Origin of the sequence: Rahnella sp. JUb53 (assembly GCF_004346065.1) — a bacterium.
GTDB lineage: Bacteria > Pseudomonadota > Gammaproteobacteria > Enterobacterales > Enterobacteriaceae > Rahnella > Rahnella variigena.
Window position 1 is genome coordinate 86,757 of record NZ_SLYT01000005.1, and the last position, 25,076, is coordinate 111,832.

The 25,076-nt window shown below is 49.5% G+C and carries 25 protein-coding genes and 2 tRNA genes; 20 read left to right on the forward strand and 7 right to left on the reverse strand.

Translation table 11 applies throughout. The features are described from left to right. Positions 1-194: 194 nt before the first annotated feature. Complete coding sequence (gene argR, locus EC840_RS13485) at positions 195-665, reverse strand: transcriptional regulator ArgR (protein WP_112286807.1); 471 nt, start codon at positions 663-665, stop codon at positions 195-197. 467 nt (positions 666-1,132) lie between these two features. On the opposite strand from argR, the gene mdh reads away from it, so the two are divergent. After that, the gene (gene mdh, locus EC840_RS13490; RefSeq protein WP_113877103.1) at positions 1,133-2,071 is read left to right on the forward strand and encodes a malate dehydrogenase; all 939 of its coding nucleotides are present in this window, start codon (positions 1,133-1,135) and stop codon (positions 2,069-2,071) included. An 87-nt stretch (positions 2,072-2,158) separates the two neighbouring features. Here mdh and EC840_RS13495 read toward each other — a convergent pair whose 3' ends face one another. Then, positions 2,159-2,431, reverse strand: a complete 273-nt coding sequence (locus EC840_RS13495) for a helix-turn-helix transcriptional regulator (RefSeq protein WP_113877104.1) — start codon at positions 2,429-2,431, stop codon at positions 2,159-2,161. A gap of 689 nt (positions 2,432-3,120) precedes the next feature. Between EC840_RS13495 and EC840_RS13500 the strand changes: the two genes are divergently transcribed. Continuing rightward, a complete protein-coding gene (locus EC840_RS13500; RefSeq protein WP_112286804.1) occupies positions 3,121-3,480 on the forward strand; it encodes a DNA-binding protein in 360 nt (119 codons plus the stop codon). 49 nt (positions 3,481-3,529) lie between these two features. Here EC840_RS13500 and ispB read toward each other — a convergent pair whose 3' ends face one another. Next, positions 3,530-4,501 carry an octaprenyl diphosphate synthase gene (ispB, locus tag EC840_RS13505; protein ID WP_112286803.1) on the reverse strand — a complete coding sequence of 324 codons (972 nt, stop codon included), beginning with the start codon at positions 4,499-4,501 and terminating at the stop codon, positions 3,530-3,532. Positions 4,502-4,760: 259 nt separating this feature from the next. Between ispB and rplU the strand changes: the two genes are divergently transcribed. From rplU to cgtA, 4 genes are all read left to right on the forward strand, one after another. Continuing rightward, positions 4,761-5,072 carry a 50S ribosomal protein L21 gene (gene rplU / locus EC840_RS13510; RefSeq protein WP_013573804.1) on the forward strand — a complete coding sequence of 104 codons (312 nt, stop codon included), beginning with the start codon at positions 4,761-4,763 and terminating at the stop codon, positions 5,070-5,072. An 18-nt stretch (positions 5,073-5,090) separates the two neighbouring features. Beyond that, positions 5,091-5,348 (forward strand): 50S ribosomal protein L27, encoded by a 258-nt coding sequence (gene rpmA / locus EC840_RS13515; RefSeq protein ID WP_013573805.1) that lies wholly within the window; start codon positions 5,091-5,093, stop codon positions 5,346-5,348. A gap of 85 nt (positions 5,349-5,433) precedes the next feature. Further along, positions 5,434-6,390, forward strand: coding sequence for a DMT family transporter (locus EC840_RS13520; protein WP_132965720.1), 957 nt, complete (start codon positions 5,434-5,436; stop codon positions 6,388-6,390). Between the two features lie 33 nt (positions 6,391-6,423). After that, positions 6,424-7,596: an Obg family GTPase CgtA gene (cgtA, locus tag EC840_RS13525; protein ID WP_129639330.1), complete on the forward strand. Its 1,173-nt coding sequence runs from the start codon at positions 6,424-6,426 to the stop codon at positions 7,594-7,596. Between the two features lie 85 nt (positions 7,597-7,681). Here the strand turns inward: cgtA and pmrB are convergent, their stop codons facing one another. From pmrB to dacB, 3 genes are read right to left on the reverse strand one after another with little or no spacing between them, the layout of a single operon-like run. Continuing rightward, positions 7,682-8,773 carry a two-component system sensor histidine kinase PmrB gene (gene pmrB, locus EC840_RS13530; protein ID WP_132965722.1) on the reverse strand — a complete coding sequence of 364 codons (1,092 nt, stop codon included), beginning with the start codon at positions 8,771-8,773 and terminating at the stop codon, positions 7,682-7,684. Then, positions 8,770-9,432 carry a two-component system response regulator PmrA gene (gene pmrA / locus EC840_RS13535; protein ID WP_113877107.1) on the reverse strand — a complete coding sequence of 221 codons (663 nt, stop codon included), beginning with the start codon at positions 9,430-9,432 and terminating at the stop codon, positions 8,770-8,772. Before pmrA ends, pmrB begins: the two co-directional genes overlap by 4 nt. A 20-nt stretch (positions 9,433-9,452) precedes the next feature. Further along, positions 9,453-10,886 carry a serine-type D-Ala-D-Ala carboxypeptidase gene (gene dacB, locus EC840_RS13540; RefSeq protein ID WP_113877108.1) on the reverse strand — a complete coding sequence of 478 codons (1,434 nt, stop codon included), beginning with the start codon at positions 10,884-10,886 and terminating at the stop codon, positions 9,453-9,455. Between the two features lie 281 nt (positions 10,887-11,167). On the opposite strand from dacB, the gene greA reads away from it, so the two are divergent. After that, on the forward strand, positions 11,168-11,644 hold the full coding sequence (gene greA, locus EC840_RS13545; RefSeq protein ID WP_112286797.1) for a transcription elongation factor GreA: 477 nt from the start codon (positions 11,168-11,170) through the stop codon (positions 11,642-11,644). Between the two features lie 180 nt (positions 11,645-11,824). On the opposite strand, the gene yhbY is transcribed toward greA, so the two are convergent. Beyond that, positions 11,825-12,121 carry a ribosome assembly RNA-binding protein YhbY gene (gene yhbY / locus EC840_RS13550; protein WP_095923662.1) on the reverse strand — a complete coding sequence of 99 codons (297 nt, stop codon included), beginning with the start codon at positions 12,119-12,121 and terminating at the stop codon, positions 11,825-11,827. A gap of 182 nt (positions 12,122-12,303) precedes the next feature. Here yhbY and rlmE point away from each other — a divergent pair, with 182 nt between their 5' ends. The 13 genes from rlmE to rpsO all read left to right on the forward strand — a co-directional run bounded on the left by rlmE (position 12,304) and on the right by rpsO (position 24,881). Further along, complete coding sequence (gene rlmE, locus EC840_RS13555) at positions 12,304-12,933, forward strand: 23S rRNA (uridine(2552)-2'-O)-methyltransferase RlmE (protein ID WP_112286796.1); 630 nt, start codon at positions 12,304-12,306, stop codon at positions 12,931-12,933. Positions 12,934-12,989: 56 nt separating this feature from the next. Then, positions 12,990-14,933 (forward strand): ATP-dependent zinc metalloprotease FtsH, encoded by a 1,944-nt coding sequence (gene ftsH, locus EC840_RS13560; protein WP_112286795.1) that lies wholly within the window; start codon positions 12,990-12,992, stop codon positions 14,931-14,933. A gap of 124 nt (positions 14,934-15,057) precedes the next feature. Next, complete coding sequence (gene folP / locus EC840_RS13565) at positions 15,058-15,897, forward strand: dihydropteroate synthase (RefSeq protein WP_112286794.1); 840 nt, start codon at positions 15,058-15,060, stop codon at positions 15,895-15,897. Positions 15,898-15,899: 2 nt separating this feature from the next. Next, positions 15,900-17,240 carry a phosphoglucosamine mutase gene (gene glmM / locus EC840_RS13570; RefSeq protein ID WP_112286793.1) on the forward strand — a complete coding sequence of 447 codons (1,341 nt, stop codon included), beginning with the start codon at positions 15,900-15,902 and terminating at the stop codon, positions 17,238-17,240. A gap of 235 nt (positions 17,241-17,475) precedes the next feature. Continuing rightward, complete coding sequence (gene secG / locus EC840_RS13575; protein ID WP_113877110.1) at positions 17,476-17,811, forward strand: preprotein translocase subunit SecG; 336 nt, start codon at positions 17,476-17,478, stop codon at positions 17,809-17,811. 86 nt (positions 17,812-17,897) lie between these two features. Continuing rightward, positions 17,898-17,984, forward strand: a tRNA-Leu gene (locus EC840_RS13580). A gap of 59 nt (positions 17,985-18,043) precedes the next feature. Beyond that, positions 18,044-18,120 (forward strand) — tRNA-Met (locus tag EC840_RS13585). Between the two features lie 229 nt (positions 18,121-18,349). Beyond that, the gene (gene rimP / locus EC840_RS13590; protein ID WP_147243271.1) at positions 18,350-18,802 is read left to right on the forward strand and encodes a ribosome maturation factor RimP; all 453 of its coding nucleotides are present in this window, start codon (positions 18,350-18,352) and stop codon (positions 18,800-18,802) included. A 23-nt stretch (positions 18,803-18,825) separates the two neighbouring features. After that, positions 18,826-20,334 (forward strand): transcription termination factor NusA, encoded by a 1,509-nt coding sequence (gene nusA, locus EC840_RS13595; protein WP_112286790.1) that lies wholly within the window; start codon positions 18,826-18,828, stop codon positions 20,332-20,334. Positions 20,335-20,358: 24 nt separating this feature from the next. Beyond that, a complete protein-coding gene (infB, locus tag EC840_RS13600; protein WP_112286789.1) occupies positions 20,359-23,052 on the forward strand; it encodes a translation initiation factor IF-2 in 2,694 nt (897 codons plus the stop codon). Positions 23,053-23,131: 79 nt separating this feature from the next. Beyond that, positions 23,132-23,545 (forward strand): 30S ribosome-binding factor RbfA, encoded by a 414-nt coding sequence (gene rbfA, locus EC840_RS13605; RefSeq protein ID WP_014333704.1) that lies wholly within the window; start codon positions 23,132-23,134, stop codon positions 23,543-23,545. Further along, complete coding sequence (gene truB / locus EC840_RS13610; protein ID WP_132965724.1) at positions 23,545-24,489, forward strand: tRNA pseudouridine(55) synthase TruB; 945 nt, start codon at positions 23,545-23,547, stop codon at positions 24,487-24,489. Before rbfA ends, truB begins: the two co-directional genes overlap by 1 nt. A 122-nt stretch (positions 24,490-24,611) precedes the next feature. Beyond that, entirely contained in the window at positions 24,612-24,881 is a 270-nt protein-coding gene (rpsO, locus tag EC840_RS13615) for a 30S ribosomal protein S15 (protein WP_014333706.1), read from the forward strand. Positions 24,882-25,076 lie beyond the last annotated feature (195 nt).

Below are 25,076 nucleotides of genomic sequence, written 5' to 3' on the forward strand. Positions count from 1 at the left end.
GTGAATCACATCGTTGAAATCTTTCTGTGACGTGGTTGTGGTGCTTGTTAAGGGATTTAACAGGAATGACTGCGGGATGCTCTTGAAAGGGAACAGTGATTTAGAAAGGAGGTAGCTAAGAGGAGGCCAGAAAGCGTGTTCTTCTGACCTCTGGCACAGAAAAGGTGCTACAGCAGGTTCAAAATGAGGCGGATTTACAGTTCCTGCTCGAACAGACTGAGTATCGCGTCATGGAGTTGCTTAACGCTAAAGCCGCGGGCCGGTGTCGTGAAGATGGTATCATCGCCGGCAATCGTGCCGAGGATCCCTTCTGATTTACCCAGTGAGTCGAGCAAGCGGGCGATCAGTTGTGCCGCGCCCGGACTGGTGCGGATCACGACAACCGCGTCATTATGGTCTATATCCAATACCAGATTTTTCAGCGGGCTGGTGGTGGTTGGCACCCCAATCTCAGCAGGCAGGCAGTACACCATTTCCATCTTCGCATTACGGGTTCTGACAGCACCAAACTTGGTCAGCATCCGTGAGACTTTTGACTGATTGATATTTTCGAAACCGTCATCCTGAAGTGCGGCAACAATTTCGCCCTGAGAACTGAATTTCTCTTCCTTCAACAATGCTTTGAAGGCTTTGATTAAATCTTCCTGTTTAGCAGGATTACGCATTTTGCACCCTGGTCTCTGTATCATAGTTGTGTTGATTATGCAGATAATTGCATTTTTATGCAACTGTGCGAAGAGATGCAGATCCCGAATTATGCATCCGGCAAGGAACACAGGCGTTATGGGGAAAAAGGAGAGGTAATGGATATGCCAAAAATGTGCATTACGTTGAGACCACACCTTCAATCCCTCCTTTATCTGATGATCACGATTCAGCTCTCAACATTGGAGCGAATTTAACCATTTATTAACCTGGTGTGTTTTGTGCTGCTACTTTTAATAATGTCGCTTTCCGATAAAAAGTCATAAAAGACCGGAAAAGGTCGTTGCAAAGGGTTTTTTTTACTTTCTAAACGACCAACCTCAGTTTCTCTGCAGGTGAGCAATTGTTTTTAACAGCGTAAGTGATTAAGGTCACACTAAAATAATTCCACGACACTTATAAGTTAATGATAAAAAAGGAGTATAGGATGAAAGTTGCAGTTCTCGGTGCTGCGGGTGGTATCGGTCAAGCCCTCGCGCTTCTGCTCAAGACCCAGCTACCTTCCGGTTCCGAACTCTCATTATATGATATCGCTCCGGTTACTCCGGGTGTCGCTGTCGATCTCAGTCATATCCCCACAGCAGTTAAAATCAAAGGTTTTTGCGGTGAAGATGCGAAGCCAGCTCTGGTTGGCGCGGACATCGTCCTGATCTCTGCCGGTGTCGCCCGTAAACCCGGTATGGATCGGTCTGATTTGTTCAACGTGAACGCGGGCATTGTTCGCAATCTAATCCAGCAAGTGGCCAGTACATGCCCGAAAGCCTGCATCGGTATCATCACCAACCCTGTTAACACGACCGTTGCGATTGCGGCTGAAGTGTTGAAAAACGCCGGTGTATACGACAAAAACAAACTGTTTGGTGTGACAACGCTCGATGCTATTCGCTCTAACACTTTCGTTGCTGAACTCAAAGGTAAGCAGCCAGAAGACATTGAAGTGCCGGTCATTGGCGGGCACTCAGGGGTGACTATCCTTCCTTTATTATCTCAGCTTTCTGAAATCACGTTCAGTGACAGCGAAGTTGAAGCGCTGACGAAGCGTATTCAGAATGCCGGTACGGAAGTTGTAGAAGCTAAAGCGGGGGGGGGTTCTGCCACGCTTTCCATGGGACAGGCTGCTGCACGCTTCGGGCTTTCTCTGGTCCGGGCCTTACAAGGTGAAAGCAATGTGGTTGAATGTGCTTATGTTGAAGGGAAAGGCGAACATGCCCGTTTCTTCGCGCAGCCTGTTCTTCTGGGTAAAGAAGGGGTATCTGAGCTTATCAGCATCGGTGAGCTCAGCCATTTTGAACAACAATCCCTGGACTCAATGTTAGATATCCTGCGTAAAGATATCGAATTAGGCGAGCAGTTCATTAATAAGTAAGTCCTCATTGATTAAGGCGTCAACAAGCAGGCCATTGAGTCAAAGAGCCGCCAGAGAAATCTGGCGGTTTTTTCTGAATATTTGATTTTATACGCGCGTATCAGGAGTTGGCCGGCAACGACGTTCAATGATCTTTAATGTATTCGCATCAAAGTAACGGCTGGGCCAGATGAGCGACGGATGAATGCCCAGCGCACTGGCAATCAGCAATTCCCCCTTTGGCCACGGTCTTGATAACGCGTTTGAAAGCGTGGAAGAACTCAGCCCTGCAGAACGCGAAACCGCAGCCAGAGTTGTTCCTTTTTTACGAAGCGCTGCAATGATATCCGCCTGGTGCCAGTCTTTATTATTTGCCGTCATGATCTTTCCTTATGGGTTAAACAGATTATAAGAAGCTATAAGAGGCTATTGCCAAAAATATACATTCCTCGAGTGCTTGTTGTAATTTTATTTAGTCTCATCAATGTTTCCGAATAATAAGTTATTCTCTTATTCCGAAAATACATTCTTATTATCATTAAAACAAACAAGTAATTTAAATTTGCTTTTTGTGATTTGTCTCGATTTTTAGTGAATTTGTTGAATACATTTTATTAGGAAGCGTTATTGGAATGTTGTTATTTTTAGCAATTACATCGATATTAGTAATGTGTGAATAAATTTTTTAGGAAGAAAGTGATTGATGACGGAGGGTTAGTATCAGGCTATAAATGATTTTTTCTTTAACCTTATGTTATTCATGGGGTTTGTGATGGTGGTTGCGTTTCTGAAAGAGATTGCTTTCATAACTTTCTGAAAAAGTCCTTTTTATAGGGTTGCACAACTCTTGATGAATATAATTCATGGAAACTTTTTAAAGCAGCAGTAGACGCATTCTGAAAAATTGAATATCTTCTTTTCTTTAAATACCTGTATTCCTAAATGACACGTGTTAATACCATCTTTAAAAAAAACGCTCACCAGCCAGGAAGGACATCATGATTAATTGCCTGTCATGAATGTATAACAACGACCTTTCTTATTCTTATATAAGAAATACAAGGAATGTTATGAAAAAAGAGTGGTTTGCTGCAAAGGAATTGACCGGAAAAGAAGGCCTTCCCACATCCACACAGGGTGTGCATGGAATGGCCCGCAGATTAGGCTGGGTAAAGCGTCGCAGGCGAGGCGTACAGGGGCGGGCGGTGGAATATCACATCGACAGTTTACCGGGCAGTGCGGTGGCGAGTCTCGCCATGAACGAACACTCTGCGGAATATGTGTATACATCTCATCAGGACCCTCTGGCGATTTGGATAGAAAGTTATAAACAACTCAGGGAGCCGGAACGCGAAACGATGATTTCTTTTATCGTGCGGGAAGGTGTGGCGGAAATGCTTAACAGGTTGCGCAAACCGGGAGAGGCTTAATCGCACAAGACCGTCGTACCTGCCTGCTGGCGGGTACGACGGAGTATGTTCAGAAATCGCGTTTTACAGACATATGAGCCAGACCTTCGAGCGCGGCCCGATATTCAGACTCAGGAAGAACCTGCAGTGCCTGAATGGCTTTATCGGCTTCTTCTTCAGCACGCTGACGGGTATACGTCAGTGAGCCCCATTGATGCATCGCGGCAAGAACAGGTTCCAGTAAATGACGTCCGTTGCCTTCTTCGATAGCTTTTCGAATCATGGCCGATTGTTCCGCATTGCCGTGCTTCATGGCATGCAGAAGCGGCAACGTCGGTTTCCCTTCATCGAGATCATCACCGGTGTTTTTGCCCAGTGTTTCACCGTCAGCATCATAATCGAGCAAATCGTCAATCAGCTGGAATGCAGTACCGAGATAACGGCCGTAATCCTGCAACGCTTTAATCTGCTCATCATTCCCGCCAGCCAGCATGGCAGAGGATTGAGATGCCGCTTCAAACAGGCGCGCAGTTTTGCTGTAGATAACCTGCATATAGCTTTCTTCAGTGATGTCGGGATCATTGCAGTTGATCAATTGCTGAACTTCACCTTCTGCAATCACATTCACGGCTTTTGCCATCAGCGCAAGAACAGGGAGCGATTCCAGATCAGTCATCATTTGAAATGCCCGGGTGTAGATAAAATCACCGACAAGCACGCTGGCTGCGTTACCAAATGCGGCATTAGCCGTCGCTTTACCTCGACGCATATCAGACTCATCAACGACGTCGTCATGCAACAGCGTGGCTGTGTGGATAAACTCAATCAGAGCGGCGACTTTTACGTGTTTGTCGCCCTCATAGGATAGTGCTTTGGCTGCCAGTACTGCTATCATCGGGCGGATACGTTTGCCGCCGCCACTGATGATGTAATATCCCAGTTGATTGATGAGAGAAACCTCTGAATTCAACTGTTCAAGGATGGATGCGTTGACTGCAGCCATGTCGTCCTGGGTAAGATCAATAATCTGTTCTAGGTTCATTGTGTTTTTTCGGCTGTTGTTCTCTTCACCGCAATGAGATCTGGCTCACATTGGCACATGGCGCTAACTGTAAAGGGGATTGTACTTGAAAAACAGTGTAGATAAATGCTATCGAAAGAACTGCGCTTTTTTTCTTCTTTTGTAGGCATTGTGCTCTTGTCTTATGCTGATTTTTTGCGTAGAATTCGCGCCCTATTGTGAATATTTATAGCGCCCTCTGGACTATACAAAGTTGAGTGCGCGGAAAGCGGAGTTTTATATGTACGCGGTTTTCCAAAGTGGTGGTAAACAACACCGTGTCAGCGAAGGCCAGACTATTCGTCTGGAGAAGCTGGACGTTGCAACTGGCGAAGCTATCGAATTCGATCAGGTTCTGATGATTGCAAACGGTGAAGAAATCAACATCGGCCTGCCTTTAGTTGCTGGCGGTGTAATTAAAGCTGAAGTCGTTGCTCACGGTCGTGGCGAAAAGGTCAAAATCGTTAAGTTTCGTCGTCGTAAACACTATCGTAAGCAGCAGGGCCACCGTCAGTGGTTCACTGACGTTAAAATCACCGGCATCAGCGCTTAAGATTAGGAGAGCGGAACAATGGCACACAAAAAGGCTGGCGGCTCCACACGTAACGGTCGCGATTCAGAAGCTAAACGTCTGGGCGTAAAACGCTTTGGCGGCGAAGCAGTACTGGCAGGCAGCATCATCGTTCGTCAGCGCGGCACCAAATTCCACGCTGGTATCAACGTGGGTTGCGGCAAGGACCACACTCTGTTTGCTTTGGCTGACGGTAAAGTCAAGTTCGAAGTTAAAGGCCCGAAAAACCGTAAGTACATCAGCATCGAAGCTGAATAAGTTTTTCGCGTCTTAGTAAATAGATGTAAGCCCCGCAATTCGTTGCGGGGCTTTTTACATTCTGGTTAGCCCATTCTGGCGGGATATGGACACGAAATCGCAGGCTCCTGTTGGGATTATGTTGGCGCTGATCACTGCTATGAGTTGGGGATCTTTGCCCATCGCTCTGAAGCAGGTTTTAGTGGTGATGGATCCCTTCACAGTAGTCTGGTATCGGTTTTCGATGGCTGCCATTGTGTTGGGTTGTATTCTTGCTGCCAGACGCAGATTGCCGCCGAAAGCGATTTTTAGCCGGCCACGCTGGCTGGTTTTAGTCCTGATTGCCACCTGCGGATTGCTGGGGAACTTTGTCCTTTTTAGTTCGTCCCTGCAATTTCTCAGCCCGACGGCCTCGCAGGTAATCGGTCAGCTTTCTCCTGTCGGTATGATGGTGGCCAGCGTGATCATCCTGAAAGAAAGGATGCGTGTTACGCAGGTCATTGGCGCCAGTATGTTAATCTTCGGGCTGATATTATTTTTTAATACCAGCCTGATTGAGATTTTTACCCGTCTGACGGATTACACCCTGGGTGTAATTTTTGGCGTCGGGGCAGCAATGGTTTGGGTGATATACGGCGTGGCGCAAAAGGTATTGCTGCGTCAACTGGCTTCACCGCAAATTCTGTTTTTGCTGTACACTTTATGTTCTATCGCATTGCTCCCGCTGGCCAGCCCGGCGGTGCTTTCACAGCTCAGCGGCTGGCAGTTTGCCTGTCTGTTGTTTTGCGGCGCGAATACCTTAGTAGGATATGGCGCCTTAGCGGAAGCGATGGCGAGATGGCAGGCAGCTCAGGTCAGTGCTCTTGTGACACTGACCCCGCTGTTTACCCTGCTATTTTCAGATTTATTGGCACTTGCCTGGCCTGACTTTTTTGCTGCACCAGTGCTTAATTTCATTGGTTATCTTGGGGCATTTGTGGTGGTGGCGGGTGCAATGTTTTCCGCAATTGGCCATCGTTGGTGGCCACGTCGGACAGAGCAAAACCTGGTAGCTAAACTTTAGCTGCCCGGCGAATGATTTACGGAGACGGTACAAATGAAGTTTGTTGATGAAGCCACGATTCTGGTTGTGGCCGGTGATGGCGGTAACGGGTGCGTCAGCTTCCGCCGCGAAAAATACATTCCACGTGGCGGCCCTGACGGCGGCGACGGTGGTGATGGCGGCGATGTTTACCTGGTTGCTGATGAGAACCTCAATACGCTGATCGATTTCCGCTTTGTGAAATCTTATCGTGCTGAGCGCGGTACTAACGGTCAGAGCAGCGACTGTACCGGTAAGCGCGGTAAAGATATCACCATTAAAGTGCCTGTCGGAACGCGCGTTCTCGACCAAAGCACGGGTGAAGTCCTGGCCGACATGACCAAAAATGGTCAGATTAATATGGTCGCGAAAGGCGGTTTCCACGGGCTGGGTAACACCCGCTTTAAATCTTCCGTGAACCGTTCACCGCGTCAGAAAACCATGGGCACTAAAGGTGAAGAGCGCGATATCGCACTCGAACTGATGCTTCTGGCTGATGTTGGTATGCTGGGTCTGCCAAATGCGGGTAAATCTACATTTATCCGTTCAGTGTCTGCGGCGAAACCTAAAGTTGCTGATTATCCGTTTACCACGCTGGTTCCGAGCCTGGGCGTTGTCCGTATGGATCATGAGCAGAGCTTTGTGGTTGCAGATATCCCGGGTCTGATTGAAGGGGCATCTGAAGGCGCAGGTCTGGGTATTCGCTTCCTGAAGCACCTCGAGCGTTGCCGTGTTCTTTTGCATCTGATCGACATCGCGCCGATTGATGAATCTGATCCGATCGAAAATGCGAAAGTCATCATCAATGAGTTGAAGCAATACAATGCCAAGCTGGCTGAAAAGCCGCGCTGGTTAGTATTCAACAAAGTTGACCTGATCGAAAAAGAAGAAGCGGAAGCACGTGCAAAAGTAATCGCCGATGCTTTGGGTTGGGAAGGTAATTACTATCTGATTTCCGCCGCAAACCGCGAAGGCGTGAATGCGTTGTGCTGGGACGTGATGAAATTCATCAATGAAAATCCTAAGCACATGGCAATCGAAGAAGCTGCGCCAGAGAAAGTTGAGTTCATGTGGGACGACTATCATCGTGAACAACTGGCTGAAGTGGAAGCTGAAGCTGACGACGACTGGGATGATGACTGGGATGAAGATGACGACGAAGGCGTAGAAATCATTTACGAACGTTAATTCCCGTGTATTAGCGACATATCTCTGAAAGAAAGGCTGCCATTGGCAGCCTTTCTTTTTAATCGCGTGTTAATCAGAGCGCGTATTAGCGGGCGTCTGGTGAAAGTGTCAGAGAACTTTGTAATGCGACATCCGGTAACCAGCATTGTGCGCTGAGGCCAGTGTTGCCAGTGCGGTTTAGCAATGTCAGCGTACCGGCATGCAGGTGCGCTATTCGCACCACAATATTTAATCCCAGGCCGCTGCCGCCATACCGCTGATCGCTGCGTTTAAACGCCTGTGTCAGCTCGCTGGCTTTGGTCTCATCAATGCCCGGGCCCGCATCATCTATCTGTATCAGGAAGCCGTTATCTTTTGGCGCAATCGTAATTGTGATGTCGCTATTTTCCGGACTGTAACGGTAGGCGTTCTCGACCAGATTCCTCACCATCAACCGCAGCAGCACGGCATCTCCCTGAATTTCAGCAAGCGGCGGTAAGTGTATTTTCAGCTTCTGTCCGCGTTCATCAAGCATTTCGCGTAACTCTTCTTCGAGTGGCATCATGACGTTACTGATCAGATCAACTTGCTGGTATTCGCCTTTGGCGAAATTTTGCCCGGCGCGGGCCAGCATGAGCAATTGCTCTATGGTGTGCATCAGCAGGTCGATACGACTTATCAACGTATCACTGCCTTCCACGCCATTTTTCTGCATGATTTCCAGGTGCAAGCGTACGCCAGCAAGAGGGGTGCGTAGCTCATGCGCCGCATCGGCAGTGAATAATCGTTCCTGCTGAATAGTGCTGGAGAGACGGGAAAATAGCTGGTTCAGCGCATTGGTGACGGCAACAACTTCCCTGATTTCGCTGTTAAGGGGCAGGGGCGAAAGGTTATCAGCAGAGCGGGTTTCAAGACGTTTCTGCAACTGATTGAGGGGGCGGATAATCCAGCTGATCGCCCAAAAGGACAGAACCAGTGTAATACTCATCATCAGCAGCGAAGGCGCAATGAGCGAAGCAATCGCTTCTGCGATTTCCCTCTCAACATGCGCGTTCCGTACTTTTGCAGAAAGCGTGTCATTAACCAGTAAATTAATCTGTTCCTGACTTTCATGCCAGAGCCAGAAAACACTGGTGAGCTGAGTGACGAATAAAATCAATGCCAGCATAACCAGCAGGCGGCGACGCATACTGGTCATTGCAGGATTTCCAGCCGGTAGCCAATGCCACGTACGGTGCGGATGACTTCTTTACCGAGCTTACGACGCAGATTATGAACATGGACTTCGAGCGTGTTGGAACCCAGATCATCCTGCCAGGTGTAGAGATCCTGCTGAAGTAATTCCCTGTTCACGGTTTGCCCCGCACGCATCATCAGGCGCGACAAAATCGCGAACTCTTTGGGAGTGACTTCCACCGGATTGTTGTCGAGATAAGCCTGTTGCGAGGACAAATTGATTTTCAGATTACCCACTGAAATTTGATTGTCGCTTTGTCCCTGATAACGGCGGATAAGCGCCCTCACGCGGGCCTGTAATTCGACCAGTGCAAAAGGTTTGATCAGGTAATCATCAGCGCCGGCATCAAGACCATCGACGCGGTCTTCTAACGCATCCCGGGCGGTAAGGATAAGAACGGGGAGAGCGATATTCTGGCGTCGCCACTCGCGCAGCAACGTTGCCCCGTCTTTGTCTGGCAAGCCTAAATCCAGGATCACCAGACTGTACTGGCTGGTTTGAATCAGGCTGTGCGCCTCGGCCGCCGTTGAAGCGCAATCGCAGGCATAATTTTCACTGGTAAGTGCCAGCATCAACCCCTGCCGTAAGAGTTCATCATCTTCAACGATCAGTAGTTTCATCTTCTGGCACTTCTCCGTGGTTAATTATTTTGGTAGATATCCTTGTAGAGACGGCTTTCAAAGCGCACCAGCGGAGCCCGTCGCGTGCGTTGATCTTCAGGCGGAACCGCATACCCTGAAAGGAACTGGACGAAGGCCATGCGCTGTCCGCTGGCTGTCGTAATAAAGCCTGCAAGGTTGTACACACCAGACAGTGAGCCGGTTTTCGCCGACACTTTGCCGTCAACGCCTGCTTCATGCAGACCGCCGCGATATTGCAAGGTTCCGTCATGACCCGCCAATGGCAGCATTGAGATAAAGTCTAACTCTTTATCATGCTGCGCGATGTATTGCAGTACCTGCATCATAGTGGCCGGTGACAACAAGTCATGGCGGGAAAGACCGGAACCATCAACCTGAATAGAGTTACCTAAATCTACGCCTGCTTTCTGACGCAAAATCTGACGGACAGCATCTGAACCGGCACGCCACGTTCCCGGCACGCCAAAACGCTGATGGCCAATTGTCCGAAATACCGTATCGGCGATCATGTTGTCTGATTTCTTGAGCATCTGATGCAACAGATCATGCAACGGCGCCGACTGGGTTTGTGCCAGAACGGTGCCCGCTGGTGTTGGTTGAGTCTGACGCTTCAGCGTGCCATCAATCTGAATATCAGCCTGCAACAGCTCATCTTTTAAAATCGCACCGGCATAGCTCGCGCCATCCTGAATAGCGAACGCCAGCGGCAAAGGCTCGCTGCGTTGGGTCAGACAGCCGGTGAGGGTGTAGCGGTTGAATTCACCAGGCACGACGTCCAGCTCACAATATTGTGCATCCGGAGACCCTTTCGCCAGAGTGCGCACTTCGCTGAACATATGCACAGGATAGTAAGATGCTACGCGGATAAACGCGTTTTCGTCAGGTTTCGGGGCACTGTACAGTGAGACTGAGAAACAGTTTCTGTCGACAATAGCGGCTGCCGGTGGTGCGCTAAAGCATTGGGTGATGTCGTTCCACGGCCATCCGGGCGCTTTATCATGGCTGGCAAAAACTGAAGTGTTGATCACCACATCGCCGGTAATTTCTTTGACGCCCTGTTTTTTCAACACAGCGACCATATTCCGAATATTCTGACGTTTTAATGTCGGATCGCCGGAAAAACGAGCGACCAAATCACCTTTTAATACGCCATCAGAAACCGAACCTGGTGTTTCAAGTGTGGTGGTGAAACGAAAATCAGGCCCAAGCTGCAGCAAAGCCGCCAGCGCGGTCAGAATCTTCATGGTACTGGCGGGTAGCGCCATTTGAGTACCGTGATAGTCTATAGCCGGCGCAGGCGCGCCAATTTTCTGTACCAGCACAGCCAGATTCGTGCCGTCAGGCAGATATTCTGTGTAATTTTCGATCTGAGCCGCATTTGTATTCAGTACAAACGCGCATGCTAATCCACTGACAATTCGTAAAAAACGCATTATTTTGAGTAAAGGCTCTGGGTAACGGCGGGATAATGTGGTGCCATACTACGATGCTACGAACCAAGGCGCAACGTGGCTGAAAGTAAACGATGATCCTCAAGGAACTCTACGTTAAAATACGAATCAAAATGCAAAATGAATCCTGGCCTGGTGGCAACTCCGGGTGAGGTTTTTTTTGTTTTTCGCCAGAGAGTCGGTCAGAAGCGCTGGCTTAATTTCTTACCTGATTCAATCAGGACGGTGTTTACCGAAAGGACCAAGTTAGAGGTAATAAATATATGAAACCGATTCCGATGACATTGCGTGGCGCAGAAAGATTACGTGAAGAACTGGACCATCTGAAAGGTGTCCGTCGCCCGAAAATCATTGCTGATATCGCGACCGCACGTGAACACGGCGATTTGAAAGAGAATGCTGAATACCATGCTGCGCGTGAGCAGCAAGGTTTTTGTGAAGGCCGTATCCAGGAAATCGAAGCCAAGCTGTCGAATGCTCAGGTTATCGATGTGACCAAAATGCCTGCTACTGGCCGCGTGATTTTTGGCGCCACAGTGACCGTGCTGAATCTGGATACTGAGGAAGAGCAAAAATACCGCATTGTCGGCGATGACGAAGCTGATTTTAAACAGAACCTCATTTCTGTTAACTCACCGATTGCACGTGGTTTAATCGGCAAAGAACAGGATGATGTCGTTGTCATCAAGACACCTGGCGGTGATGTTGAGTTTGAAGTATTGAAGGTCGAATACCTCTAAAATCTGCATTAAAAAGGGCGAAACGTGATGTTTCGCCCTGTAATTCTCACATTCATGCAGTGAATTGCTTCACAGTAAATTGAAAACTAAAGTAAAAAGGCCCGCTGAGACCTTCCCCTGAACGTGATTTCGTGGCACCTTTCCGAAAATCTACAGCGCTTTTCGTTAAACCTTAATGGATTAACGCGGTAAGATAATTTTGCGGTCTTCGGTGGAAGGGCGATAAAGTACCAGCATATTGCCGATGACTTGCACATTACACGCCTTGGTTTCACGCACAATCGCGTCTACGATCAAGGTCTTCGTCTCACGTTCTTCTGCCGCGACTTTTACCTTGATCAGTTCGTGATGCTGCAGTGCCTGTTCGATTTCGGCTAACACACCTTCTGTCAGGCCGTTGTTGCCCAGCATAACAACCGGTTTCAGTGGATGTGCCAGACCTTTCAGGTACTGTTTTTGTTTATTGTTAAGATTCATCGTCTTTTTTGCTTAAGTTGGGATTGAAAACGGGTCATTCTACCGCCATCTCATGTATATGACCAACCCGGACTGCTTCGGGAGGCCAATTATACTGACTTAGCCATAGACGCCATGATGCTAACGGCTTGTTCCAAAGGCTCTAACTCAGGGTGGTTGGAAAACTATATGGTTACTAAATAATGTCTAATAAAAAGCGTTCTGCAAGTTCCAGTCGCTGGTTGCAGGAACACTTTAGCGATAAATATGTGCTACAAGCACAGAAAAAAGGGCTGCGCTCCCGTGCCTGGTTTAAACTTGATGAAATACAGCAAAGCGATAAGCTGTTTAAACAAGGTATGACGGTGGTTGACTTAGGTGCAGCGCCTGGCGGTTGGTCACAGTATGTGGCTTCGCAGATCGGTAACAAAGGGCGAATTATTGCTCTTGATCTTTTACCTATGGATCCTATTGTTGGAGTCGACTTCCTTCAGGGGGATTTTCGTGATGAATTAGTTCTCAAAGCGCTGCTCGAACGCGTGGGAGAAAGCAAAGTTCAGGTGGTCATGTCTGACATGGCGCCTAATATGAGCGGTACTCCGGCAGTCGATATTCCAAAATCGATGTATCTGGTTGAATTAGCATTGGATATGTGTCGGGATGTATTAGCACCAGGCGGAAGTTTCCTGGTGAAGGTGTTTCAGGGAGATGGCTTTGATGAATACCTGCGGGAAATTCGCTCCCTGTTTACGAAGGTGAAGATTCGTAAGCCAGACGCTTCCCGAGCACGTTCGCGAGAAGTGTACATCGTAGCGACAGGGCGGAAACTGTAGTTCCCTAACGCTGTTTGTTAACACAGTTGTAATATGAGGTTAATCCCTTGAGTGACATGGCGAAGAACCTGATCCTCTGGTTAGTCATCGCAGTTGTATTGATGTCTGTATTTCAGAGTTTTGGTCCCAGCGAATCTAATGGCAGTAAGGTAGATTACACTACCTTTACAACCGAAGTGGCCCAAGACCAGGTCCGTGAAGTACGTATCAATGGACGTGCGATTGACGTTATCAAAAAAGACAGCAGCAAATACACAACCTATATTCCGGTTAATGATCCTAAATTACTGGATACGCTGCTGAGCAAAAACGTGAAAGTTGTTGGTGAACCGCCTGAACAGCAGAGTTTCCTGGCGACTATCTTCATTTCATGGTTCCCGATGCTGCTTCTGATTGGCGTCTGGATATTCTTTATGCGACAGATGCAGGGTGGCGGTGGCAAAGGCGCAATGTCCTTTGGTAAAAGCAAAGCCCGCATGCTGACGGAAGACCAAATCAAAACGACGTTTGCTGACGTTGCAGGTTGTGACGAAGCGAAGGAAGAGGTGAGCGAGCTGGTAGATTACCTGCGCGAGCCAAGCCGTTTCCAGAAACTGGGCGGTAAGATTCCTAAAGGCGTTCTGATGGTTGGTCCTCCGGGTACCGGTAAAACCTTGCTGGCGAAAGCCATTGCCGGCGAAGCCAAAGTGCCATTCTTTACGATTTCCGGTTCTGATTTCGTAGAAATGTTCGTGGGTGTCGGTGCATCTCGTGTGCGTGACATGTTCGAACAGGCGAAGAAAGCCGCTCCATGTATCATCTTTATCGATGAGATCGACGCCGTTGGCCGTCAGCGTGGTGCAGGTTTAGGTGGCGGTCACGATGAACGTGAACAGACACTGAACCAGATGTTGGTTGAGATGGATGGCTTCGAAGGTAACGAAGGTATCATCGTAATTGCAGCAACTAACCGTCCTGACGTTCTTGACCCGGCATTGCTGCGTCCGGGTCGTTTCGACCGTCAGGTTGTCGTAGGCTTGCCAGACGTACGTGGTCGTGAACAGATCCTGAAAGTTCACATGCGTCGCGTTCCGCTGGCAACTGATGTTGATGCGTCTGTGATTGCCCGTGGTACCCCTGGTTTCTCCGGTGCTGACCTGGCTAACCTGGTGAACGAAGCTGCGCTGTTCTCTGCACGTGGTAACAAACGTGTGGTGTCGATGGTTGAGTTCGAAAAAGCCAAAGACAAAATCATGATGGGTGCTGAGCGTCGTTCCATGGTGATGACTGAATCGCAGAAAGAGTCCACTGCATATCATGAAGCAGGCCACGCCATCATTGGTCGTCTGGTTCCTGAACATGACCCGGTGCATAAAGTGACCATTATTCCTCGTGGCCGTGCATTAGGTGTGACCTTCTTCCTGCCTGAAGGTGATGCGATCAGTGCAAGCCGTCAGAAACTGGAAAGCCAGATTTCTACCTTGTACGGTGGTCGTCTTGCTGAAGAGATCATTTACGGCGTGGAAAAAGTGTCTACCGGTGCGTCGAACGACATCAAGGTTGCCACCTCTATTGCCCGTAACATGGTTACGCAGTGGGGCTTCTCAGAGAAATTAGGTCCGTTACTGTATGCGGAAGAAGAAGGCGAAGTCTTCCTCGGTCGTTCAGTTGCGAAAGCTAAACATATGTCTGATGAAACTGCCCGCATCATCGATCAGGAAGTGAAGTCTCTGGTTGAACGTAACTATATTCGTGCGCGTACGTTGCTGATGGAAAACATGGATATCCTTCATTCAATGAAAGATGCCCTGATGAAATACGAAACCATCGATGCGCCGCAAATTGATGACCTGATGAACCGTACGGAAGTTCGCCCGCCTGCTGGCTGGGATGATGCTAACGGTAAAAACGGCAACAATAATTCTAACGACGGCGGTGCTCCAAAAGCGCCAACGCCAGTTGACGAACCTCGCACGCCAAATCCTGGCAACACGATGTTTGAGCAATTCAGCGGCAAATAAGCAGCTGGTTGGAAAATAACGCAGATAACACTCAACCCCGGGCTTGCCCGGGGTTTTTTATGCGTGCATTCTTTGTGTCGGAATTTGAAACTGCCTCAACGAATGACCAGAAGGGACATGATTTATGCACCTCACAGCCAGAGACTCGATACTGGATCTCACTTTTCCCCAGGTGATGGGGATCCTGAATGTTACCCCGGATTCCTTTTCTGATGGCGGACGACACAACACGCTTGATCTTGCGCTTCGCCACGCTCAGGCGATGGTCGATGCCGGCGCGACAATCCTTGATATCGGTGGAGAATCAACGCGTCCGGGCGCTGCTGAAGTCAGCGAAGAGGAAGAACTGGCCCGTGTGGTGCCGGTCGTAGAAGCCATCGCCCGACGTTTTGATGTCTGGATCTCGGTGGATACTTCGAAGGCTTCTGTTATCCGTGAAGCGTCAAATGCCGGTATGCATCTGATTAACGATATTCGCTCGCTTCAGGAGCCAGGGGCATTGCAGGCTGCGGCAGAAACGGGTTTGCCCGTTTGTCTGATGCACATGCAAGGTGACCCGAAAACGATGCAACATGCCCCGCATTACGACAACGTCGTTGCGCAGGTAGACCAGTATTTTGTAGAGCAAATTGCACGTTGTGTGAATGCCGGCATTCCGAAAAGCAAATTGTTGCTCGACCCGGGCTTCGGTTTCGGTAAAAATTTAGAGCATAACTACCAGTTACTCGCCAGACTGGCTGAGTTCCATCACTTCGGGTTACCACTTCTTGTGGGGATGTCGAGGAAATCTATGGTAGGGCAGCTACTGCATGTGTCACCGGAGAAACGCGTGACGGGCAGCGTTGCCTGCGCTGTGATTGCTGCCATGCAGGGAGCTCAGATAGTTCGCGTACATGATGTTAAAGAAACAGTCGAAGCGATGCGTATCGTGGAAGCGACACTTTCTGCAAGGGATAAAAATTAATTATGAGCAACCGTAAATACTTTGGTACTGATGGCATACGTGGAAAAGTAGGCGACAGCCCGATCACCCCTGATTTCGTTCTCAAACTGGGCTGGGCTGCAGGCAAAGTATTAGCGCGTCATGGTTCGGGTAAAGTGATTATCGGCAAAGATACCCGCATTTCCGGCTATATGCTGGAATCTGCACTTGAAGCCGGTCTGGCTGCTGCGGGGCTGTCGGCTTCCTTTACCGGCCCGATGCCAACACCCGCGGTTGCGTATCTGACCCGTACATTCCGTGCTGAAGCCGGGATTGTGATTTCTGCATCGCATAACCCGTTCTACGATAACGGCATAAAATTCTTCACTATTGACGGCACAAAGCTGCCGGACGAAGTGGAAGAAGCCATCGAAGCAGAGCTGGAAAAACCTCTTACTTGCGTGGAATCCGCTGCGTTGGGTAAAGCCAGCCGTATTGTGGATGCTGCCGGCCGCTATATCGAATTCTGCAAAGGGACGTTCCCGAGCGAACTGAGCCTGAACGGACTGAAAATCGTTGTGGATTGTGCCAATGGCGCGACTTACCACATTGCGCCAAGCGTTCTGCGGGAACTGGGCGCTAAAGTGATTACTATCGGCTGCGACCCGGATGGGATGAACATTAACGAAGAGTGCGGTGCGACCGACGTCCGTCAGTTACAGCAACGCGTTCTGGCAGAAAAAGCCCATGTCGGGCTGGCTTTTGACGGCGACGGCGATCGTCTGATTATGGTCGACCATGAAGGTAATAAAGTCGATGGTGACCAGATCCTTTACATCATTGCTCGTGAAGGCTTGCGTCAGGGCCAGCTGAAAGGCGGCGCCGTCGGCACCCTGATGAGTAATATGGGCCTGGAACTGGCATTAAAACAGCTCGGTATTCCATTTACCCGTGCGAAAGTTGGCGACCGTTACGTGCTGGAAAAAATGCAGGAAAAAGGCTGGCGTATTGGTGCTGAGAACTCCGGCCACATTATCTTGCTGGACAAAACCACCACCGGTGACGGTATCGTGGCTGGTTTGCAAGTGCTTACCGCCATGGTTCGCAATCACATGAGCCTGCATGATTTGTGCAGCGGTATGAAATTGCTGCCACAAATCCTGATTAACGTCCGTTTTGCTGGCGAACATGATCCGCTGGAATCCGACGAAGTTAAGCAGGTCACTGCAGATGTTGAAAAACAGTTAGCGGGTCGTGGCCGGGTACTGTTACGTAAATCAGGTACCGAGCCTTTGCTGCGTGTGATGGTAGAAGGCGAAGACGCGGAACTGGTGGAAAAATTGGCTAACCGTATTGCCGATGCGGTAAAAGCAGTCAAAGCGTAACCTGATAAAAAACGGTGAATTTTCGTGATATGCGTGGCTGAACAGCGTCCTGTCAGCCACTTTGCTTCAAATTTGCCGTTTTTTTCCGCAAACGAACATTTTGATGAAGATTGCCCTTGCACGGCAATACGGCTTTGGTTAGTATTCACACCCGCTTCAGTGGGTCCTTGAATGACCTGCTAAATGGTGAGAAGCAATTGGCATGCGGTGAACCCGCGAGGATACAGGTACTACTATGTACGACGCTCTTCTGGTGATTTTCCTTATCGTAGCAATCGGGCTTGTTGCTCTGGTTATGCTGCAACAAGGCAAAGGCGCTGATATGGGAGCCTCTTTCGGAGCAGGTGCTTCTGGCACATTGTTCGGTTCGAGTGGTTCCGGTAACTTCATGACCCGTATGACCGGCATTTTGGCAGCACTGTTCTTTATCATTAGTTTGATTCTCGGGAACATGAGCACCAATAAAAGCCAAAAAGGTAGTGAGTGGGAAAACCTGAGTCAGCCAGCGAAAACTGAGCAGACTACTGCGCCGGCAGCTCCAGCAGCGCCTAACAGTGACGTTCCTCACTAAGCAGTAACCTTCTTATCGCAAGAAGTGAAAAGTTTTAAACAGTGGCTTGTACTTGGACAGTATAAGCGATTGTGAAAAAAAAGAGTGCCGAGGTGGTGGAATTGGTAGACACGCTACCTTGAGGTGGTAGTGCCCGAATGGGCTTACGGGTTCAAGTCCCGTCCTCGGTACCAATCTTTGTGATAATTTGCTTTTTAGCGATTATCGGCGTAGTATTTGCCACGTTTTCGGACGCGGGGTGGAGCAGCCTGGTAGCTCGTCGGGCTCATAACCCGAAGGTCGTCGGTTCAAATCCGGCCCCCGCAACCACTTTCCCTAAGTGTTTATTTCAAATAGACTTTCAGTGTCTTCCTGTGATGTTCTGCAGTTCCAATTTGAAAGTTTCTATTTGAAATAACACTTCGCGAAAGTTGTACCGAAGCCGCTATGCGGCGAATAGGGTCCAGTTGCATAAAGCCCCGATTTATCGGGGTTTTTTGTTATTTGGCAACAGAATCACTGGGCTATTTAGCCCTTTTTTTATGTCTTGGGGGTGGGCTTGTCCACATTAGAACAAAAATTAACAGAGCTGATTACAGCACCAGTCGAGGCACTTGGCTTTGAGCTGGTGGGCATCGAGTTCGTTCGGGCTCGCCAATCGACGTTGCGCATCTATATTGATAGTGACGCCGGGATCAATGTTGATGATTGTGCTGATGTCAGCCACCAGGTGAGCGCTGTGCTGGACGTTGAAGATCCAGTCACCGTCGCCTACAACCTGGAAGTTTCCTCTCCAGGCCTTGATCGTCCTATGTTCACCGCTGAACATTATCAACGTTTCCTGGGTGACGAAGTCAGCATTGTTCTGCGTATGGCAGTGCAGAATCGTCGCAAATGGCAGGGCATTATTAAGGCTGTCGAAGGCGAAATGATCACGGTGACAGTGGAAGGGAAAGATGAAGTGTTCGCACTGAGCAACATCCAGAAAGCGAACCTGGTACCCCACTTTTAAAGAGTTTGGAAGAGGCAACTAGGATGAACAAAGAGATTCTGGCTGTTGTAGAAGCAGTTTCTAATGAAAAATCCCTCCCGCGCGAGAAGATTTTTGAAGCGCTGGAAATTGCATTATCAACGGCGACCAAGAAAAAATACGAGCAGGAAATCGAAGTCCGCGTCAGCATTGACCGCAAAACAGGTGACTTCGATACCTTCCGTCGCTGGGTGGCAGTCAACGAAGTGACTCAGCCGACCCGCGAAATCACCCTCGAAGCTGCACAATACGAAGATCCGTCCATCGACCTCGGCGGATATATTGAAGATCAAATCGAGTCGGTCACTTTTGACCGCATCACCACGCAAACTGCCAAGCAAGTTATCGTACAGAAAGTACGTGAAGCAGAGCGCGCGATGGTGGTTGATCAATTCCGTGAGCAGCAAGGTGAGATCGTCACCGGCGTGGTTAAAAAAGTTAACCGTGACAGCATCGCTCTGGATTTAGGCAGCAACGCTGAAGCCGTTATTCTGCGTGAAGACATGCTTCCGCGTGAAAACTTCCGCTCCGGCGACCGTATTCGTGGCGTACTGTATGATGTGCGCCCTGAAGCACGCGGTGCCCAGCTGTTTGTCAGCCGTTCACGTAACGAGATGCTGATTGAGCTGTTCCGCATCGAAGTGCCGGAAATTGGCGAAGAGCTGATTGAGATTAAAGCGGCAGCCCGTGATCCTGGCTCCCGTGCGAAAATTGCAGTAAAAACCAACGACAAACGTATCGACCCGGTCGGTGCTTGTGTCGGCATGCGTGGTGCACGCGTTCAGGCTGTTTCCAGTGAACTGGGCGGTGAACGTATCGATATCATCCTTTGGGATGATAATCCTGCGCAATTCGTTATCAACGCAATGGCACCGGCAGATGTCGCTTCCATTGTGGTTGATGAAGATAAATGCACCATGGATATCGCCGTTGAAGCCAGCAATCTGGCACAGGCGATTGGCCGTAATGGCCAGAACGTGCGTTTGGCCTCCCAATTGTTGAAACAGCATCGTGGTGATGACAAGTGGGAACTGAACGTGATGACAGCAGACGACCTGCAAGCCAAACATCAGGCTGAGGCACACGCTGCGATTGATACCTTCACCAAATACCTGGCCATCGATGAAGATTTCGCCACGGTTCTGGTAGAAGAAGGTTTCTCAACGCTTGAAGAACTGGCTTATGTGCCAGTCAACGAGCTGCTTGAAATCGACGGCCTGGATGAAGACACCGTGGATGCGCTGCGCGAACGTGCAAAAGAAGCGCTGACCACACTGGCTTTAGCTCAGGAAGAAAGTCTCGGTGACAAAAAGCCTGCTGACGATCTGCTTAACCTGGCGGGTCTGGAACGTAGCATGGCATTTAAACTGGCTGCACAAGGGGTTTGTACGCTGGAAGATCTTGCCGAGCAGGGTGTCGACGATCTGGCTGATATTGAAGGTCTTAGTGACGAGCAGGCTGGTGAACTTATCATGGCCGCGCGCAATATCTGCTGGTTTGGCGACAACGCGTAATAAACTGTAGCAGGAAGGAACAGCATGACAGATGTAACTGTAAAAGCGCTGGCGGCAGAGATTCAGACTCCGGTAGATCGCCTGGTACAGCAATTTGCTGATGCAGGGATCTCAAAGTCCGAAACTGACTCTGTGACCCAGCAAGAAAAAGAGACTTTATTGGCGCACCTGAATGGCGGAAATGCCGGTGCGACAAACAAACTGACGTTACAACGCAAAACGCGTAGTACACTGAATATTCCGAGCACCGGCGGGAAGAGTAAATCGGTGCAAATCGAGGTCCGCAAGAAACGCACTTATGTTAAACGTGATATGACCGAGGCAGAAGTTGCCCAGGCCGAAGCGGAAGAGCAGGCGAAGCGTGACGCGGAAGAACAGGCACAGCGTGCAGCAGCGGAGCAAGCCCAGCGCGAAGCTCAGGAAAAAGCCAAACGCGCCGCCGAAGAGCAAGCTAAACGTGAGGCCGCTGATAAAGCTAAGCGTGATGCAGCGGAAAAAGATAAAGTGACCAACCAAAATACCGATGAAGTAACTAAACCAGCTCAGGCAGAGAAAGCACGCCGTGAAGCTGAAGCCGCAGAGCTGAAACGCAAAACGGAAGAAGAAGCCCAGCGTAAGATTGAAGAAAACGCCAAGCGCATCGCAGAAGAAGCCCGTAAAATGGCTGACTCTGGTGTCTGGACTGAAGCTACCGCACCAAGCGAATCAGAATCTGCTGACTACCATGTCACCACTTCTACCCATGCTCGTGCTGCTGAAGACGAAAATGACGCCAAAGTTGAAGGCGAACGTCGTAGCCGTACTCGCGGTGGCAAAGCGACCAAACAGAAAAAAGGCAACAAGCTGTCCGAATCTAAAGCGGATCGCGAAGAAGCCCGTGCTGTTGGCCGTAACGGTAAAGGTAAGCGTAAGCCAAGTACCTTACAGCAGAGCTTTAACAAGCCTGTTGTTGCCGTTAACCGTGATGTTGTAGTGGGTGAAACCATTACTGTTGCTGAGCTGGCAAACAAAATGGCAGTTAAAGGTTCTCAGGTCATCAAAACCATGATGAAACTGGGCGCCATGGCCACTATCAACCAGGTTATTGATCAGGAAACTGCTCAGCTGGTTGCGGAAGAAATGGGCCACAAAGTTATCCTGCGTCGTGAGAACGAGCTGGAAGAAGCGCTGATGAGCGATCGTGATACAGCTTCTTCTGCTGCCGCTGAGCCACGTGCTCCGGTTGTGACCATCATGGGCCACGTTGACCACGGTAAAACCTCATTGCTTGACTACATTCGTTCAACGAAAGTGGCAGCAGGCGAGGCCGGTGGTATTACCCAGCATATCGGTGCTTACCACGTAGAAACCGAAAACGGCATGATCACCTTCCTGGATACTCCGGGACACGCCGCGTTTACTTCAATGCGTGCTCGTGGTGCTCAGGCAACGGATATCGTTGTACTGGTTGTTTCTGCAGATGATGGCGTAATGCCACAAACCATCGAAGCCGTACAGCATGCGAAAGCTGCTGGCGTGCCAATCGTGGTTGCAGTGAACAAAATTGATAAGCCAGACTCTGATCCGGACCGCGTTCGTACCGAACTCTCTCAGTATGGCGTTATGCCAGAAGAGTGGGGCGGTGAATCTCAGTTCATCCATGTGTCTGCGAAAGTGGGTACCGGTATCGACGATTTGCTGCAAGCTATCTTGCTGCAAGCTGAAGTTCTGGAACTGAAAGCAGTTCGCACCGGCATGGCAAGCGGCGTTGTGATCGAGTCCTTCCTGGACAAAGGTCGTGGCCCGGTTGCAACCGTTCTGGTTCAGGAAGGTACTCTGAACAAAGGCGACATCATTCTTTGTGGCTTCGAATACGGCCGTGTCCGTGCGATGCGTGACGAAATGGGTCGTGACATTACGTCTGCGGGTCCTTCTATTCCTGTCGAAGTTCTGGGTCTGTCCAGCGTTCCGGCTGCGGGTGATGAAGTGACTGTTGTTCGTGACGAGAAGAAAGCGCGTGAAGTTGCTCTGTATCGTCAGGGTAAATTCCGCGAAGTGAAACTGGCTCGTCAGCAGAAATCTAAACTGGAAAACATGTTCGCGAACATGACTGAAGGCGAAGTTTCTGAACTGAACATCGTTCTGAAATCTGACGTTCAGGGCTCTTGCGAAGCGATTTCCGATGCATTGCAGAATCTGTCTACTGACGAAGTTAAAGTTAAAATCGTCGGTATGGGTGTCGGTGGTATCACCGAGACTGACGCAACACTGGCCGCTGCTTCCAACGCGATCATCCTGGGCTTCAACGTCCGTGCAGATGCTTCTGCCCGCCGTGTCGTAGAAAGCGAAAGCTTGGATCTGCGTTACTATTCCGTTATCTATAACCTGATTGACGAAGTTAAACAGGCGATGAGCGGTATGTTGGCGCCAGAATACAAACAGCAAATCATCGGCCTGGCTGAAGTTCGTGACGTGTTCAAGTCACCGAAATTCGGCGCTATTGCAGGTTGTATGGTGACTGAGGGTATGATCAAGCGTAACAACCCAATCCGTGTACTGCGTGAAAACGTAGTGATCTACGAAGGCGAACTGGAATCCCTGCGTCGCTTCAAAGATGACGTTGCTGAAGTTCGTAACGGCATGGAATGTGGTATCGGCGTTAAGAACTACAACGATGTGCGTACTGGCGATGTGATCGAAGTCTTCGAAATCATCGAGATCAAACGTACTATCGCTTAACGTTTGCGAAGTAGCTGATATCCAGATGGGGGGCCTTGCGCCCCCTTATTTGTCTGGAGCAAGTGAGGAGAAAAGCATCATGGCAAAAGAATTTAGCCGTACTCAGCGCGTCTCTCAGGAGATGCAAAAAGAAATCGCCATCATCTTACAGCGTGAAGTCAAAGACCCGCGCGTAGGCATGGCGACCGTTTCAGGCGTTGAAGTTTCACGTGACCTGGCCTATGCCAAAGTGTTCGTGACCTTCCTGGACGTGCTGACGACTGACAATCACGATCCTGATCGTGTGAAGAATGGCATCAAAGCTTTGCAGGACGCGTCAGGTTTCATCCGTACGCTGATCGGTAAAGCGATGCGTTTGCGTGTCGTACCAGAACTGACTTTCGCTTACGACAACTCTTTGGTTGAAGGTATGCGTATGTCCAATCTGGTGACCAACGTCGTGAAGAACGATGCTGAACGCCGTTCAGCTGCAGGCGATGACGAGGAAGCATAATGAGTCGCCCACGTCGCCGCGGCCGTGATATACACGGTGTTCTGCTACTGGACAAATCTTTAGGCTTGTCTTCTAACGATGCCCTGCAAAAGGTTAAACGCCTTTATAACGCTAACCGGGCAGGACATACCGGCGCGCTCGATCCTTTAGCCACTGGCATGTTGCCGCTGTGCTTAGGCGAAGCGACCAAGTTTTCCCGTTTCCTGCTCGATTCTGACAAACGTTATCGCGTGATTGCCCGTATGGGACAACGCACGGATACGTCAGATGCTGAAGGTGCCATCATTTCTGAACGTGAAATGGCCTTCACTCAGCAGCAACTGGACGACGCTCTCGACAGTTTTCGCGGGGAAACCCGGCAAATCCCTTCCATGTATTCTGCATTGAAATATGAAGGGAAAAAACTGTACGAGTACGCACGTCAGGGCATCGAAGTTCCGCGAGAATCCCGTAGCATTACCGTGTATGAGCTCAAGTTCATCCGCTGGGAAGGCTTCGAGGTTGAATTAGAAATCCACTGTTCCAAAGGCACTTATATCCGCACGATTGTGGATGATCTGGGCGAAAAATTGGGCTGTGGTGCGCACGTGACTTATTTGCGTCGTTTGCAGGTCGCAACCTATCCTTCAGAGCGTATGGTCACCATGGAAAAACTCCATGAACTGATCGCTCAGGCAGAAGAGCAGGGCATAGAGCCACGCTTACTGCTGGATCCTTTGTTGTTGCCTATGGACAGCGCGTGTGAAGACTTCCCGGAAGTGAACCTGCTCCCTGTCGTCGCCGGATATGTTAAACAGGGCCAACCTGTTCAGGCATCTGGCGCACCGGTCAGTGGCATGGTTCGCATCACTGAAGGCGAAGAACGTAAGTTTATCGGTGTGGGCGAAATTGATGATGACGGCCGCATTGCGCCGCGTCGTCTGGTCGTCGAATACACGGATTAAGCGCTTTCTGCTCACCTTGCGATCACATATAGCAAAGGGTAGAATAGCGCAGCTTATGCATTGGGTTGCTGAATTAGAGATCGGCACCCGTTTAATTATCTATAATATTTTGGAGTAAGATTATGTCTCTAAGCGTTGAAGCTAAAGCTCAAATCGTTTCCGACTTCGGTCGTGGCACTAACGACAGTGGTTCTACCGAAGTTCAGGTTGCTCTGCTGACTGCTCAAATTAACCATCTGCAAGGTCACTTTGCAGAGCACAAAAAAGATCACCACAGCCGTCGTGGTCTGCTGCGTATGGTTTCTCAGCGTCGTAAACTGCTGGACTACCTGAAGCGTAAAGATGTAGCACGTTACACCAGCCTGATCGAACGTCTGGGTCTGCGTCGCTAATCAAGCGAGTTTCAGTGTAAAGGGGCCAATAGGCCCCTTTATTCTAGGAAGCAACGCCAAATCAGGGTACTGTATGGCTGCTGTTTCTGTTGTTATTCTAAGTACATGAACTTCCGTTACAGATGTTTTCGCGCGGCTAATGAGAGACTTTATTACCACATTGCCAGGTATATAAGGATTGTCATTAGTCGCGAG